Consider the following 14,802-nt stretch of genomic DNA (forward strand, 5'->3'; position numbering starts at 1 on the left):
CGGTGAAGGCCGTCCTCTTCGTCTGCAGCCAGAACCGTTTGCGCAGTCCGACCGCCGAGCAGGTGTTTTCCAAGCGCCGGGATATCGAGGTCGCGTCGGCGGGAACCAACCACGATGCGGACACGCCACTGACGCATGAGTTGGTCTCCTGGGCCGACATCATCTTCGTCATGGAAAAGGCGCACCGCACCAAGTTGCAGAAGAAATTCAAGGCGAGCCTGAAGAAGGCCCGTGTGATCTGCCTCGACATACCGGACGACTATGAATTCATGGACCTGGAGCTGATTAGCCTTCTGAAAGCACGCGTTTCGCGATATCTCGGTTGAAACCGCCACTCGCGAGGCCACCCGAATGAACCTGACCGTATCCTCCTGGCAATTCTGGGCGCTGCTGTCGGCTGCGTTCGCAGCACTCACGGCGATCTTCGCCAAGGTCGGCATCGAAAACATCAATTCCGATTTCGCCACCTTCATCCGCACGGTCATCATCCTGATCGTGCTCGGTGCGATCCTGCTGGCCAGCGGCCAGTTCCAGTCGCCGGCTACGATCTCGGGAAAGACTTGGGCTTTCCTCGGCCTGTCCGGCCTAGCGACCAGAACCTCGTGGCTCTGCTACTTCCGCGCGCTTAAATCGGCAATGCGGCGCAGGTGGCGCCGATCGACAAGTTAAGCGTCGTGCTTGTGGCGGTGTTTGGCGCGGCCTTTCTCGGCGAGCGGCTCACCGGAGCGAACTGGCTTGGCGTCGCCCTTATCGCGGCGGGCGCGGTGCTGGTCGCCTATCGGGGATAGCGGCTCGCCATTGCGGGCGCTTTTTGTTTCAAGACGGGTGATGAAGATATCGAAGCGATTGGGCATCGTCCGGTCAGTGCTCCGTCGTGCTGTCGGGTTTGTTGTCGGAAAGCCTGACATTCGTGGGCAAGCAGGCCTGCTTGGCCAGGCTGGCGTCGGTCTTCGCGGGGAGGCGCTTGTCCTTGCGTACGGCAACGCGGTTGCGCTCGGCCCGATAGGGCTCGAAAGCGTCCTGCATACTAAGGCTATCCATCCTGTCCTCCTCGGGAATCAGGGGGTAAATCCGCCGTAGCCGGTTTCGTTCCCTACTGTGGCAAAGGAATGGCGAGGGCGGCGCAACGTCAGCTTTTGCAAGCCGACGCTGGCCGTGCCAAACAGGGCTGAATGGAGAAGGCATCAGTGACCGGCGAAACGGGCAAGCGTAGCTATGTGGTCGGGCAGACCGAGATCGCGGCCCGGCCGCTCGAGCCGGCGCTCTATCTGGTGGCAACGCCGATCGGCAATCTGGCCGACATAACGTTGCGCGCGCTGGAGACGCTGGCCGCCGCCGACATCGTCGCTTGCGAGGACACGCGGGTATCACGCGTGCTGCTCGACCGTTACGGCATCCGCCGCCGCACCACGGCCTATCACGAGCACAATGCCGGCGAGGCCGGGCCGAAGCTGATCGCGGCGCTCCAGGCCGGACAGAGCGTCGCGCTGATCTCCGATGCCGGCACGCCGCTGGTGTCCGATCCGGGCTACCGGCTGGTCGGCGAGGCGCGCGACCACGGCATTCGCGTCGTGCCGATCCCCGGCCCGTCGGCGCCGCTCGCGGCCTTGACCGCATCCGGCCTGCCGTCGGACGCCTTCCTGTTCGCTGGATTCCTGCCTGTGAAGACCGGGCAGCGGCTGACGCGGCTGGGGGCGCTGAAGGCGGTGCCGGCGACGCTGATCTTCTTCGAATCGCCGCGCCGGCTGGCCGAATCCCTCGGCGCCATGGTCGAAGCGCTCGGCGGCGAGCGCAAGGCCGCGATCGGCCGCGAATTGACCAAGACCTTCGAGGAGATGCGCACCGGCACGCTGCAGGCGTTGGCCGACCATTATGCGGCGGCTGATACGCCGAAGGGCGAGATCGTCGTCTGTGTCGGTCCGGCCGAGGCCAAGGCCGACGAACCAGCCGATATCGACCGCCTGCTGCTGTCGCTCGCCGCCGAGATGCCGGCCTCCAAGGCCGCTGCGGAAGCCGCAAAGATGACCGGCGGCCAGAAACAGGCGCTTTACCGGCGGCTGCTGGAACTCAGGGATGCCGCTGGAGAAGGCGGTGGCTGAGCGCCCGAGCGCCAGCCGGCAAAAAGCGTATCGGCGCGGCCATCGCGGCGAGTGGCTGGCGGCGGCAGCGTTGATGCTGAAGGGCTACCGGATCCTCGCACGCCGCCATCGCACCCGCTTCGGCGAGATCGATCTCATCGCGCGACGCGGCGACCTCGTGCTGTTCGTCGAGGTCAAGGCACGGCGTACGCTGATGGAAGCCATGGAGGCGATCGGCCACGAATCGGAGCGCCGCATCGAGGGTGCGGCCGACATCTGGCTGTCGCGCCAGTCCGACTACGGCAAACTGTCGATGCGCTTCGACATGGTCGCGGTGCTGCCCTGGCGCTGGCCGGTGCATGTCGAGAACGCGTTTTATGGAAGGAGTTGAGGGGTCACTTGGGGCCGTTGCTCGCCCTTCGCTGGCTCCCTGCCCTTCGGGCGTTCAGCCCCTTCAAAAGGTCCAGTGGACCTTTTGATCCGCCCGAAGGCGGACCGGGCCTTCACCGTTCGTCGTTCGGAAAGCCAAGCAACTGGCTTTCCGTCCGCTTCGCGGATCACTCCTCACCCCCAGATCATCAAGCCAACCAACCCCACACCACCCACCACCAGCCGCCACCAGCCGAACAGCGAATAGCCGTTGCGCGAGACGTAATCGAGCAGGAAGCGCACGACGATGAGCGCCGTGACGAAGGCGGCGACGAAGCCGACGGCGATGACCGGCAGGTCGGCGCTGCTCAGCACGTTGCGGTTCTTGAACAGGTCGAAGGCAAAGGCGCCGACCATGGTCGGGATCGCAAGGAAGAAAGAAAATTCCGCCGCCGCCCGCTTGTCGACGCCCAGCAGCAGCGCGCCGACGATCGTCGAGCCCGAACGCGACGTGCCGGGGATCAGCGACAGGCACTGGAAAAGCCCGATCTGCAGGTAAAGCCGGGTCGGGAAGCGCTCGACGTCGCGGTAGAACGGCTTGAGGTTCATGCGGTCCACCGCCAGCAGCACGACGCCGCCGATGATCAGCATGATGCAGATCAGCCTCGGTGATTCGAACAGCACCGTCTTGATGAAATCATGCGCCAGCGCGCCGATGATCGCCGCCGGCAGGAAAGCGATGAGGATGCCGATGGCGAAATGCCGTGTCAGCCGGTCATGCGGCAGGTCGAGCAGCATTTGCCACAACCGGCGGAAATAGACGCTGAGGATCGCCAGTATGGCGCCGAGCTGGATCAGGATCTCGAAGGCCTTGCCGGTCGAATGGAAGCCGAGGAAATGGCCGGCGAGCAGGATATGGCCGGTCGACGACACCGGGATGAACTCGGTCAGCCCCTCCAGCAGGCCGAGCAGCAGGGCTTCGACGATGGTCTGGCTTTCCATGGCTACCTCGGCATTGGCGTGACGGCTGACAGAACGGCTTGCTTGTCATGGCGTGCAAGTCCCCCTATAGGTCGCAACACCCTGACGGCCCGCTAACCGGGCGGCCAAGACTTACCGGTGCGCCCTGCGATTCGCCAGTGCGCTTTATTATCGCGGAACCATGCTGACGCTTTTCCACCATCCCATGTTCGCCACCTGTCGCTTCGTCCGCCTCGCTTTCGGCGAGTATGGCGAGGAGTTGGCTCTGATCGAGGAAAAGCCGTGGACCCGGCGCAAGGAGTTCCTGGCGCTGAACCCGGCCGGCACACTGCCGATCCTGCTGGCCGAAGGCGACGTGCCGATCGTCGGGGCAACGGTGATATCGGAATATCTCGATGAAACGCGCGGCGTCTTGAAGCGCGACAAGCGGCTGTTCGCCGAAGATCCGATGCAGCGCGCTGAAATCCGCCGGCTGATCGACTGGTATCTCAGCAAGGCCGAAAGCGAAATCACCCGCCATCTGGTGCGCGAACGCGTGCTGAAGCCGGTCATGCCGGAGATTGCGGGCGGCGGCTCGCCCGATTCAGGCGCGATCCGTGCGGCGCGCGCCAACATCCGCCAACACATGAAATACACCAACTGGCTGGCCGGCACCCGCCATTGGCTGGCCGGCTCCAGGGTTACCTATGCCGATCTAGCCGCCGCCGCGACGCTGTCAGTGCTCGATTATCTCGGCGAGATCGACTGGCGCGAACACCCTGCTGCGCGCGAATGGTACACGCGGGTCAAGTCGCGCCCCTCCTTCCGGCCGCTTTTGACTGACCGCGTGCGCGGCCTGTCACCGGTGTCGCACTATGCGGACCTCGATTTCTGACGCCGCAAAACTGCGCGCGCTGATCGACGCGGAGGCGCGTCGCGCCGGCTTCGATGCCGTCGCCGTCACCACTCCCGATGCGATCCCGCTGGCGCCGGCTCGTCTGGCCGAATTCGTCGCCGACGGCTTTCACGGCTCGATGGACTGGATCGCCGAGACGCTGCAACGCCGCGGCGAACCGACGGTGCTGTGGCCGCAGGTGCGCTCGATCATCGTGCTGGCGATGAATTACGGCCCCGACCATGATCCGCGCGGCGTGCTCGCCAAGTGCGATCGCGGCGCCATCTCGGTCTATGCGCAAAACCGCGACTATCATGAGGTGATGAAGGGGCGGCTGAAGGAAATCGCTGGCAAGCTCATGGCGCGCGCCGGTGGCGACGTGAAGGTGTTCGTCGACACCGCACCGGTGATGGAAAAGCCGCTGGCAGAAGCCGCAGGTCTTGGCTGGCAAGGCAAGCACACCAATCTGGTCAGCCGGGAGCATGGCTCCTGGCTGTTTCTCGGCACCATCTTCACCACCGCCGAGCTCGTGCCCGACCGGGCCGAAATCGATCATTGCGGCTCCTGCCGCGCCTGCCTCGACGTGTGCCCGACCGATGCGTTCCCGGCGCCCTACCGGCTCGATGCGCGGCGCTGTATTTCGTACCTCACCATCGAGAACAAGGGGCCGATCCCGCACGAATTCCGCGAGAAGATCGGCAACCGCATCTATGGCTGCGACGATTGTTTGGCCGCTTGCCCGTGGAACAAGTTCGCCCGGGCTGCTTCCGAAGCAAAACTCGCCGCCCGGGACGATCTGCGCGAGCCGCCGCTCGACGACCTGTTGCGATTGGACGACGCCGCATTCCGCGCCTTCTTCTCCGGTTCGCCTATAAAACGCATCGGCCGTGATCGTTTCATCCGCAACGTGCTGATCGCCGCCGGCAATTCCGGCGATGCCTCGCTTGCCGGCACGGTGCGTGCGCTGCTCAGCGACGCCTCGCCGCTGGTGCGGGGCGCGGCAATATGGGCGCTGGCGCGGCTGGTGCCCGATGCCGAATACTCCGAACGGGCCGCTATCGGCCTGAAAACCGAGAGCGACGAAGCCGTACGCGACGAATGGCGTCTGGCGCGGCCAAACAGGGCGCATGCATGAGCGAAAAGCAAATCTTCATCTTCGGCGCCGGCTATTCCGGCAAGGCTTTTGCCCGCGCCAACAAAAGTGCCGCAGGGATTTTCGGTACGACGCGGTCACCGGACAAATTCGAGGCGCTGCGCCAGGCCGGCATCGCACCGCTGCTGTTCGACGGCGCGCTGACCGAGGAAATCGGTGATGCGCTGAGAGAAACAACGCATCTGGTGATTTCGGTCGCTCCGGAAGAGGCCGGCGATCCCGTTCTAAATGCCGCGCGAGAGGCAATCGCTCAAATGCCGGTGCTGGAATGGATCGGCTATCTCTCGACCGTTGGTGTCTACGGCAACTACGACGGCGCGTGGGTCGATGAAACCGCTGAGTGCCGGCCGGTCTCGAAGCGCTCGGTGATGCGGGTGGCGGCCGAACAGGACTGGCTGCAATTGGGCACGGACATTGGCCGGCCGGTGGCGATCCTGCGCCTGTCCGGCATTTACGGGCCGGGCCGCAACGCCATGGTCAATCTGGAAAACGGCACCGCAAGGCGGCTGGTCAAGCCGGATCAGGTGTTCAACCGCATCCATTGCGACGACATTGCCGGTGCGCTGTGGCAGCTGATCGAAGGAAACACAGGCGGCATCTTCAACGTCACCGACGATCTACCGGCGCCGCCGCAGGACGTCGTCGCCTATGCCGCTTCGCTGATGGGTGTCACCCCGCCGCCTGAAATTCCTTTCGACGCCGCCCAACTTTCGCCCATGGCGCGGTCCTTCTATGGCGAGAACAAGCGTGTCGCCAACAAGGCGATCAAGGCGGCGGGCTATTCCCTTCGCTTTCCGGACTACCGCGCCGCCTTCGACCATATGTGGGCAAGCGGCGACTGGCGCGACGGCGAGCCGCGCAGCCCGATGAAGCGCTGACGATCGATGGCGCGAGCGCGCCGTGCTATGATTCGGCCTTGGGATTGCGGTGGGGAACCGGTTTCATGAAAACAGCGATGCGGCTATCTCTCGGTAAAAAATCACTGCTGGCAGCCGCGCTCGGCCTGTTTGCCATTGTTGGGTTCGCCACGCAGCCTGCGAGCGCCGAGGAACGGGCAAAAGACCTGTTCGGCGCCAAGAAACTGCCGGCGGCGACATCAACGCAGTCGATCGGCTTCTATTCCAAGGGCTGTTTTGCCGGCGGCGTCGCCATTCCCATGGACGGTCCGACATGGGAAGTGATGCGGCCGTCACGCAACCGCCGCTGGGGCCATCCGGCGATGATCGCGGTGATCGAGCAATTGTCGCGCGACGCAGCGGCTGATGGTTGGCCGGGCTTGCTGATCGGCGACATTTCGCAGCCGCGCGGCGGGCCGATGATGACCGGCCATGCCTCGCACCAGATCGGGCTCGACGCCGACATCTGGCTGACGCCGATGCCCAGCCATCCGCTATCGATGGCTCAGCGCGAAACCAAGAGCGCCACCTTGATGGTCGACGAGAAGACGCATCTGGTGAGGGACGCGCTGTGGACGCCGGCGCATACAAGGCTTCTCAAGCGTGCGGCGAGCTACAGCCAAGTCGAGCGCATCCTGGTCAATCCGGGTATCAAGAAAAAGCTCTGCGACACCGTCAAGGGCGACCGCAGCTGGCTGCGCAAGATCAGGCCGTTCTGGGGTCACGACTATCATTTCCACATGCGCATCGGCTGCCAGCCAGGATCGCCGGGCTGCAAGGCGCAGGAAGCGACGCCGGACGATGATGGCTGCGGCAAGCCGCTGGCCTGGTGGTTTACCGAGGAGCCGTGGCGGCCCAACAAGAACCCGGATGCACCGAAGGCCCGCGACCTGATGACGATGGCGAACCTGCCCCAGGAATGCCGCGCCGTGCTCGACGCGCCGGGGCCGGCCTCAGCCGAGGCCGCGACCTATCATGGCGGCAGCGTGCCGGTCGCGGTGGCCGCTCCCGAACCCGAAGCGCCGTCGCTGCCGGCCACCACGGCCAGCGGCACGGCTGGATTGCCGAGCGGGGTGAGCGCCTTCACCGAGACGCCCGAGATCGGCATCCCGCTGCCGCGGCCACGGCCGCCTGCAAACTGAGGTCGCCGCGCTTGTCGGTGGCCTCAATTGGTTAAGAGTCTGATGTTTGCGAAACAGTGGCCGTTTGGCCGCAGACCCGGCCGCAGCGCGCCGCCGGGTTCGAAAACCGTTTCCCTTTTCAAACTCATGCGCTAGTCAACGGGAGTGCGGCTAGATGCCGTCAGGGGCGCCGGGACGGAAGAGAGCATGCCAGGCACAGGTGACGACGATACTTTGTTGCGGTTTCCGATCCTGATCGGCGACATCGGCGGCACCAATGCGCGCTTTTCGATCGTGCTCGACGCCAATTCCGAGGCCGGCGAGCCGACCATCGTCCAGACGGCCAACTACAACACCATCGACGAGGCGATCCAGGCGGCCGTGCTCGACCGCTCGTCGGTGCGCCCCAATTCGGCGGTGCTGGCGGTGGCCGGCCCGGTCGATGGCGACGAGATCGAGCTCACCAACTGCCCGTGGGTCGTCAAGCCGAGAAAAATGTTCGCCAATCTCGGCTTGAGCGACATTGTCGTGCTCAACGATTTCGAGGCGCAGGCGCTGGCCGTCGTCGCGCTCGGCGAGGAGCACATGGAAAAGATCGGCGGCGGCACGCCGGAGCCCAATGCCGGTCGCGTCGTGCTGGGTCCGGGAACCGGGCTCGGCGTCGCCGGGCTGGTCTATGCGCTTCGCCACTGGATTCCGGTACCCGGCGAGGGCGGCCATATGGACATCGGCCCGCGCACACCGCGCGATTTCGAAGTTTTCCCGCATATCGAGAAGCTTGAGGGCCGCATTTCGGGCGAGCAGATTCTGTGCGGGCGCGGTCTGGTCAATGTCTATCGGGCGGTGGCCAAGGCGGATGGCAAGCCGTCGCCTTTCACCACGCCGGCGGAAGTCACCGCCGCCGCACTTGCGAAAACCGATCCGGTCGCCGAAGAAGCGCTGGAGACCTTCGTCACCTGCCTTGGGCGCACCGCCGGCGATCTCGCACTGGTGTTCATGAGCCGCGGCGGCGTGTTCCTCACCGGCGGCATCGCGCAAAAGATCGTGCCGGCGCTGAAAGCCGGCAATTTCCGCGCCGCCTTCGAGGACAAGGCGCCGCACAGCGCGCTGATGCGGACCATGCCGGTCTATGTCATCACCCACCCGCTGGCCGCACTCCTGGGCCTTGCCGCCTATGCCCGCAACCCCTCGCTGTTCGGCGTCCAGACGGAGGGCCGCCGCTGGCGCGACGAAGTTAGTCATCCCAAGGCATAGGCAAGCCGGCTCCTTGGCGTTAAGAGGGGTGCCGAATTGCCCGGCCGCGGGAAGCGGAAACCCTACGAAGCGCTCCGATTTGACATTTCAGCCCCCCAATTTGTCGAAACCCCGTGCGGGCGAGATCGTGGCGGTCATCCGCCGCATTCTCCAGGAAAACGGCCGCGAATATCGGGGCGCGTATATCTTCACGATCCTCTGCCTGCTGACCGTGTCGGCGACGACGGCGCTTGCCGCCTGGATCATGAGCCCGGTCGTCAACCAGATCTTCTATGAACGGCGCGGCGACCTGATCCCATGGATTTGTGCCGCGCTGCTCGGCGCTTTCATCTTGCGCGGCCTTGCCGGCTACGGCCAGGCGGTGACCATGGCCAGGATCGGCAACAATCTGGTAGCGCGCTACCAGCAGCGCATCTTCAACCATCTGATGAAGCTCGGCGTCTCCTTCTTCAACGACACAAGGTCCGGGCGGCTGGCCGCGCAGGTCAACGAGAACGTCAACGGCATTCGCGACCTTCTGTCGATGACGGTGACCTCGACGGCACGCGACGCCGTTTCGCTGGTCGGCCTGGTCGGCGTCATGATCTACCAGGACCCGGTGCTCTCGCTGAGCTCGCTGCTGATCGGGCCGCCGCTGATCTGGACCGTCACCTACCTGATGCGCCGGGTGCGGCGCATCACCCGCGAATCGGTGCAGATCAACTCGCGGCTGATCGGCGCCATGCAGGAGGCGACGCAAGGCATCGCAATCGTCAAGGCCTTCACCATGGAGCACGAGCTGTCGCGCAGGATCAGCAAGCTCGCCGAGGATGCGGAACAGCGGTCGAACAAGATCGCCCGCGTCTCCGAGCGGCTGACGCCGGTTTCCGAACTGCTGGCCGGCATCGCCTTCGCCAGCGTCATCGCCTATTCCGGCTACAGGGCCACCGTTCTCGGCCAGCCGCCCGGCGCGGTGTTTTCCTTCATTACGGCGCTGACGCTCGCCTATGATCCCGCCCGCCGGCTGGCGCGCATGCAGGTCGGCATGGAACGCGCGCTGGTCAATGCGCGCATGATCTACGAGCTTCTCGACATCGAGCCGCAGCAGAGTGACGCTGCTGGTGCCGCCGAGGCGAAATTCACCTCCGGCGAAGTGCGCTTCGACAGCGTCTCCTTCCGCTATGTCGAGGAGGCGCCGGTCCTGCACGATCTGAGCTTCACCGCCGCCGCCGGCAAGGTGACCGCGATCGTCGGCGCCTCGGGCGCCGGCAAGACGACATTGGTGGCGCTGCTGCAGCGCTTCTATGACGTCGAGGCGGGCACGATCGAGATCGATGGCCAGGACATCTCGAAGGTCACCAAACAGTCGCTGCGGGGCTCCATCGCCTATGTGTCGCAGCAGCCTTACCTGTTCGAAGGCACCATTCGCGACAACATCCGCTACGGCCGGCTGGGTGCCACCGATGCCGAGATCGAACAGGCCGCACAACAGGCCGCGGCCGACGATTTCATCCGCCAGCAGCCGCAGGGCTATGACACGCCGGTTGGAGAGAATGGCGTGACGCTGTCGGGCGGCCAGCGCCAGCGCGTATCGATTGCACGCGCCATCGTGCGCCAGGCGCCGATCCTTTTGCTCGACGAGGCAACATCGGCGCTCGACAACGAAGCCGAAGCCCGCGTCCAGCAGGCGCTCACCCAGGTCATGGAAGGGCGCACCACCATCGTCATCGCGCACCGGCTGTCGACGGTGGTCAACGCCGACCACATCATCGTCATGGAACAGGGCAGGCTGGTCGAGGAGGGCACGCATGCCTCGCTGATGGCCGATCCGCACAGCGTCTATGCCCGCTTCCACCGCATCCAGGGCGTGAAGGGCCTGGGGCTTGTCGACGACAGCGCGCCGATCCAGACTTCGGTGCGAAGCATCGAGACGCAGAGCATCGCCGGGAGCACGACATGAGCGAGATATCAGCAACCGACAGACCGGCAAATGATATGGGCCTGGTGGTGGTGGGTGCCGCCGGCCGCATGGGCCAGACACTCATCCGCGCCATCCACACCATTCCAGGCGCGCGGGTCATCGGCGCTGTCGAGCGCGCGGATTCGCCCCATCTGGGCAAGGATGCGGGCGAACTCGCCGGCGTCGGCCGCATTGATGTGGCGATCAGCGGCGACCCTCTGCCGGTATTCGCCAAGGCCGATGGCGTGCTCGATTTCACCACTCCAGCCTCATCAGTCGAATTCGCCGGCTACGCGGCGCAGGCGCGCATCGTCCATGTCATCGGCACGACCGGTTGCTCGGCCGAAGACAATGCTGGAATAGCGGCGGCGGCGCGCCACGCGACGATCGTCAAGTCAGGCAATATGAGCCTCGGCGTCAATCTTCTGGCAGTGCTGGTCGAACAGGCGGCGCGCGCGCTCGATGCCGAGGATTTCGACATCGAGATTCTCGAAATGCACCACAAGCACAAGGTCGACGCGCCGTCGGGCACCGCGCTGCTGCTTGGCGAGGCTGCCGCCGCCGGGCGCGGCATCCCGCTGGCCGGCAATGATGTGCGGGTCCGCGACGGCCATACCGGCGTGCGCAAGGCGGGCTCGATCGGCTTTGCCACGCTGCGCGGCGGCTCGGTGGTCGGCGATCACAGCGTGCTGGTGGCTGGCACCGGCGAGCGCATTACGCTGTCGCACCACGCCGAGGACCGCGCCATCTTCGCCCGCGGCGCCGTCAAGGCAGCGCTCTGGGCGCGCGGCAAGAAGCCGGGATTGTATTCGATGCGGGACGTGCTCGGCCTCGGCTGAGCGACCAATCCGCCAACTTGCCAATCTGCCAACCCGAAGGGAGCAAACATGTCGAGAACCCTCGTGCTCGTGCGCCACGGCCAGAGCGAATGGAACCTGAAAAACCTGTTCACCGGCTGGCGCGACGTCGACCTGACCGAGCAGGGCCACGCCGAGGCCAAGGCCGCGGGTCAGAAACTCAAGGCGCGCGGGCTGAAATTCGACATCGCCTTCACCTCGGCGCTGATCCGAGCCCAAAAAACCTGCCAGCACGTTCTCGACGCGGTCGGCCAGAGCGACCTGAAAACCATCCGCGACCAGGCACTGAACGAGCGCGATTATGGCGACCTCTCCGGCCTCAACAAGGACGACGCCCGCAAGAAATGGGGCGAGGAGCAGGTGCATGTCTGGCGCCGTTCCTACGACGTGGCGCCGCCCGCCGGCGAAAGCCTGAAGGACACCGGCGCCCGCGTCTGGCCCTATTACCTGCACGACCTGCAACCGCACGTATTGCGCGGCGGCACGGTGCTGGTCGCCGCGCACGGCAACTCGCTGCGCGCGCTGATCATGGCGCTGGACGGCAAGTCGGGCGAGGAGATCGTCAAGCTGGAGCTCGGCACCGGCGTGCCGGTCATCTACCAGCTCAACGCCGATTCGACCGTGGCTTCGAAGGAAGTGCTGGAGGGCTGATAGTCCTTGAGTCGGCAAGCAGCAGGCCGTTCTTGATCGAGCATGATCTCTGGACATATGAAAACCGTTTGTCCGAGAAAACCGGTTCTCACTTTTCGGGATCATGCTTTGAAAAAAGCGCGTTGACACACATCGCTTGCCCGCTTACATGAGCCCGCACCAGCCCAGATGGCGGAATTGGTAGACGCGCACGGTTCAGGTCCGTGTTCCGCAAGGAGTGGAGGTTCGAGTCCTCTTCTGGGCACCATCACACGCTAAGCGTTTGATGGTGAAACGTTTTTGATGTCATTCGGCAATTTGGCCCAGTTGTAACAGTCGCTGTTATAGGTGGGGCATATTGCGTGGCAGGATTGCCTGAGCGAATGATGTTGCGGGGCGGCACGTATTATTGCCGTGCCTGGGTGCCGACAGACGTGGCGCCAACCTTCGGCGGAACGCTGGTTGTGACCTCGTTGCGCACAAAAGATCTGAAAATCGCGAAATCTAGGCTTGCCCGAAAGACTGTCGAATTGGAGGACCAGTTCGAACGTGTTCGATCGGAAAGAGACACAGCGATCACATTTCGGTTTCGCAGCGGACCGAGGGTGACTTTTTCGCGCTGGCGAAACGGTACGGCGTAGAGGTAGCCGAGCGCGAAATCGTTGCACAGGCAACTTTCTTCGAACAAGCAACCCGCGATCCCAAAAGGCTCTGGAGCGGCGATCTCATCATCTCGCCGACGGCTGCTGACTATGGACATGGCGAAACGTGCGAAATTTGAAGGCGCACCTTGCGCGGCAAAGCCGATGACATCCGCTCGATCGAGTCGATGGATATCGTCGACTGGAAGGATGCCTTGGTAAAGCCCGGAAAGCGGCCAAGACAATTTCGAACGGGCATTTGGGTTGTGCTCGTGCATTGTTCTGCGACCCATTTAGTTAGGGTGGAAGGTCACTACCGTGGCTGTGGCTCTGCTTCCACTTCAACTATTAACTGTTTTCAAATTTGCACGTTGACGCTTCCTCTGTCGGAGGGTTAATAATCTCCTAATATAAGAACCTTCTAACATCTCGTGGTGGGCAACCAACGGGTTGGGGCGATGCAGTTGGGGTTGGAGACGCAGCGCGGCGACTAGGTCGCCGCGCCATGATCATGGATAATTTATCCGTTCGTGAATGGCCAGTTCGAGCCGGCTCTTCGTGCGCGCCGGCTATCCATCCCAGTTTGTGTGCCAATCGTGCGACCCTTTGCTCGGACAGAGCAGTGGTCGTCTAGGGCTATCAACAAGCAGGCGTAGGGTCGTCTGTTTTAGATCAAACAGGGGTTGAAAATGGCTACTCAGGTCATCGGTGCCGGCGGCACCACGACATCGTTCTCCAACACACCGCAGGCGAAGGATGACGTTTTCAATTTAACCGAGGATACGGTCGTCCTCGCTTCAGGCTCGCAAACCAGCATCTTGCTGGACGTGATGCTGAATGATCTGGGCGGAGCCGCAAAAACCCTCTATTCGGTGGATGACGCGATTTCCGACGCGGCGACGGGCACCAAGCAATACGCGCCGATCGACCTGACGAAGGCAGACGCTCTGACAAACGGCGTCTCCGGCTGGGAAAGCCTCGGCGGCGGCGTTTTGATTCGCATCAACAACGGCAAGGTCGAAATGGACCTTAGCGGGTATCTGGCGGCGCATGGCTTCTCCAGCCTGCAGGCCATGGGTCCGGATGACCATATCAATGAGACCTTCACCTATGCGATCAAGCTCGGCAACGGAACGCTGAGCTGGGCCAGCGTGTCGGTCAACATTCAAGGCACCAATGACGACGCGATCATCACCGCTGTTACCGGCGCAGACCTGACTGTGGTGGAGGCCGGCGGCGTTGCCAATGGCACGCTGAATGATCCCAACGCCAGTGGGCAGCTGACCATTACCGACCCCGATGCCGGCCAGAACCATTTCCAGGCTCCCCCAAGCCTCTTGGGCACTTACGGCACGTTCGCCTTCGACACGACAAATGGCGTGTGGGCCTATACGCTCAACCAGGCGCTTGCCGATCCGCTGACACAGGGCCAGCATGTTACGGACACTCTGACAGTAAAATCGGCGGATGGAACGGCGAGCTATAACATCGTCGTCAATATCACCGGCACCAACGACGCGGCGACGGTGAGCTCGGACTCGAAGTCCGTGACCGAAGGCGACACGGCGGCGGCGCTGAACACCAGCGGCCAGCTGACGATCACCGACCCTGACACGGGTGAAGCGCATGTGGTGGCGCAGACCAATGCGGCCGGCGCCTATGGCGACTTCTCGATCGACGCCGACGGCGCCTGGACCTACACCGGCAACGGCGCGCACAACGAACTGACCGCGGGTCAGGTCGTGACCGACACCTTCACGGTGACGAGCCAGGACGGCACGGCGACGGGGACGGTGACGGTGACCATCACCGGCACCAACGACGCGGCGACGGTGAGCTCGGACTCGAAGTCCGTGACCGAAGGCGACACGGCGGCGGCGCTGAACACCAGCGGCCAGCTGACGATCACCGACGCTGACACGGGTGAAGCGCATGTGGTGGCGCAGACCAATGCGGCCGGCGCCTATGGCGACTTCTCGATCGACGCCGACGGCGCCTGGACCTACACC

Annotated in this window: 15 protein-coding genes, 1 tRNA gene and 1 pseudogene; 15 read left to right on the forward strand and 2 right to left on the reverse strand. The window is 63.9% G+C overall.

Features of this window, described 5'->3' with window-relative positions; genetic code table 11:
- The first annotated feature begins 2 nt into the window (after positions 1–2).
- The gene (locus NKI38_RS18645; RefSeq protein WP_352659666.1) at positions 3–326 is read left to right on the forward strand and encodes a low molecular weight protein tyrosine phosphatase family protein; all 324 of its coding nucleotides are present in this window, start codon (positions 3–5) and stop codon (positions 324–326) included.
- A gap of 25 nt (positions 327–351) precedes the next feature.
- A pseudogene (locus NKI38_RS18650) lies at positions 352–788 on the forward strand (EamA family transporter).
- Positions 789–861: 73 nt separating this feature from the next.
- On the opposite strand, the gene NKI38_RS18655 reads toward NKI38_RS18650, so the two are convergent.
- Complete coding sequence (locus tag NKI38_RS18655; protein WP_352659667.1) at positions 862–1,041, reverse strand: hypothetical protein; 180 nt, start codon at positions 1,039–1,041, stop codon at positions 862–864.
- 146 nt (positions 1,042–1,187) lie between these two features.
- On the opposite strand from NKI38_RS18655, the gene rsmI reads away from it, so the two are divergent.
- Positions 1,188–2,099 carry a 16S rRNA (cytidine(1402)-2'-O)-methyltransferase gene (gene rsmI, locus NKI38_RS18660; protein WP_352659668.1) on the forward strand — a complete coding sequence of 304 codons (912 nt, stop codon included), beginning with the start codon at positions 1,188–1,190 and terminating at the stop codon, positions 2,097–2,099.
- Positions 2,092–2,469 carry a YraN family protein gene (locus tag NKI38_RS18665; protein WP_352659669.1) on the forward strand — a complete coding sequence of 126 codons (378 nt, stop codon included), beginning with the start codon at positions 2,092–2,094 and terminating at the stop codon, positions 2,467–2,469. The genes rsmI and NKI38_RS18665 overlap by 8 nt, the downstream gene beginning before the upstream one ends.
- Positions 2,470–2,642: 173 nt before the next feature.
- On the opposite strand, the gene NKI38_RS18670 is transcribed toward NKI38_RS18665, so the two are convergent.
- On the reverse strand, positions 2,643–3,449 hold the full coding sequence (locus NKI38_RS18670; protein ID WP_352659670.1) for an undecaprenyl-diphosphate phosphatase: 807 nt from the start codon (positions 3,447–3,449) through the stop codon (positions 2,643–2,645).
- 160 nt (positions 3,450–3,609) lie between these two features.
- Between NKI38_RS18670 and NKI38_RS18675 the strand changes: the two genes are divergently transcribed.
- The 11 genes from NKI38_RS18675 to NKI38_RS18725 form a co-directional block, all read left to right on the forward strand.
- Entirely contained in the window at positions 3,610–4,302 is a 693-nt protein-coding gene (locus NKI38_RS18675) for a glutathione S-transferase family protein (protein WP_352608726.1), read from the forward strand.
- The gene (gene queG / locus NKI38_RS18680) at positions 4,283–5,437 is read left to right on the forward strand and encodes a tRNA epoxyqueuosine(34) reductase QueG (RefSeq protein WP_352659671.1); all 1,155 of its coding nucleotides are present in this window, start codon (positions 4,283–4,285) and stop codon (positions 5,435–5,437) included. Before NKI38_RS18675 ends, queG begins: the two co-directional genes overlap by 20 nt.
- A complete protein-coding gene (locus NKI38_RS18685; RefSeq protein ID WP_352659672.1) occupies positions 5,434–6,333 on the forward strand; it encodes an SDR family oxidoreductase in 900 nt (299 codons plus the stop codon). The genes queG and NKI38_RS18685 overlap by 4 nt, the downstream gene beginning before the upstream one ends.
- Positions 6,334–6,398: 65 nt before the next feature.
- A complete protein-coding gene (mepA, locus tag NKI38_RS18690; RefSeq protein ID WP_352659673.1) occupies positions 6,399–7,493 on the forward strand; it encodes a penicillin-insensitive murein endopeptidase in 1,095 nt (364 codons plus the stop codon).
- A gap of 186 nt (positions 7,494–7,679) precedes the next feature.
- On the forward strand, positions 7,680–8,726 hold the full coding sequence (locus tag NKI38_RS18695; RefSeq protein WP_352659674.1) for a glucokinase: 1,047 nt from the start codon (positions 7,680–7,682) through the stop codon (positions 8,724–8,726).
- 79 nt (positions 8,727–8,805) lie between these two features.
- Positions 8,806–10,665, forward strand: a complete 1,860-nt coding sequence (locus NKI38_RS18700; protein ID WP_352659675.1) for an ABC transporter ATP-binding protein — start codon at positions 8,806–8,808, stop codon at positions 10,663–10,665.
- Positions 10,662–11,504, forward strand: a complete 843-nt coding sequence (gene dapB, locus NKI38_RS18705; protein WP_352659676.1) for a 4-hydroxy-tetrahydrodipicolinate reductase — start codon at positions 10,662–10,664, stop codon at positions 11,502–11,504. The genes NKI38_RS18700 and dapB overlap by 4 nt, the downstream gene beginning before the upstream one ends.
- Before the next feature lie 48 nt (positions 11,505–11,552).
- Positions 11,553–12,173 (forward strand): 2,3-bisphosphoglycerate-dependent phosphoglycerate mutase, encoded by a 621-nt coding sequence (locus NKI38_RS18710; RefSeq protein WP_023762619.1) that lies wholly within the window; start codon positions 11,553–11,555, stop codon positions 12,171–12,173.
- A 162-nt stretch (positions 12,174–12,335) separates the two neighbouring features.
- Positions 12,336–12,420, forward strand: a tRNA-Leu gene (locus NKI38_RS18715).
- Between the two features lie 118 nt (positions 12,421–12,538).
- The gene (locus NKI38_RS18720; protein ID WP_352659681.1) at positions 12,539–12,793 is read left to right on the forward strand and encodes a DUF6538 domain-containing protein; all 255 of its coding nucleotides are present in this window, start codon (positions 12,539–12,541) and stop codon (positions 12,791–12,793) included.
- Positions 12,794–13,482: 689 nt separating this feature from the next.
- A partial coding sequence (locus NKI38_RS18725; RefSeq protein ID WP_352659677.1) for a VCBS domain-containing protein occupies positions 13,483–14,802 on the forward strand: 1,320 nt, incomplete at its 3' end.

The sequence above is a fragment of the Mesorhizobium sp. M0621 genome, assembly GCF_040320745.1.
Classification (GTDB): Bacteria; Pseudomonadota; Alphaproteobacteria; order Rhizobiales; family Rhizobiaceae; genus Mesorhizobium.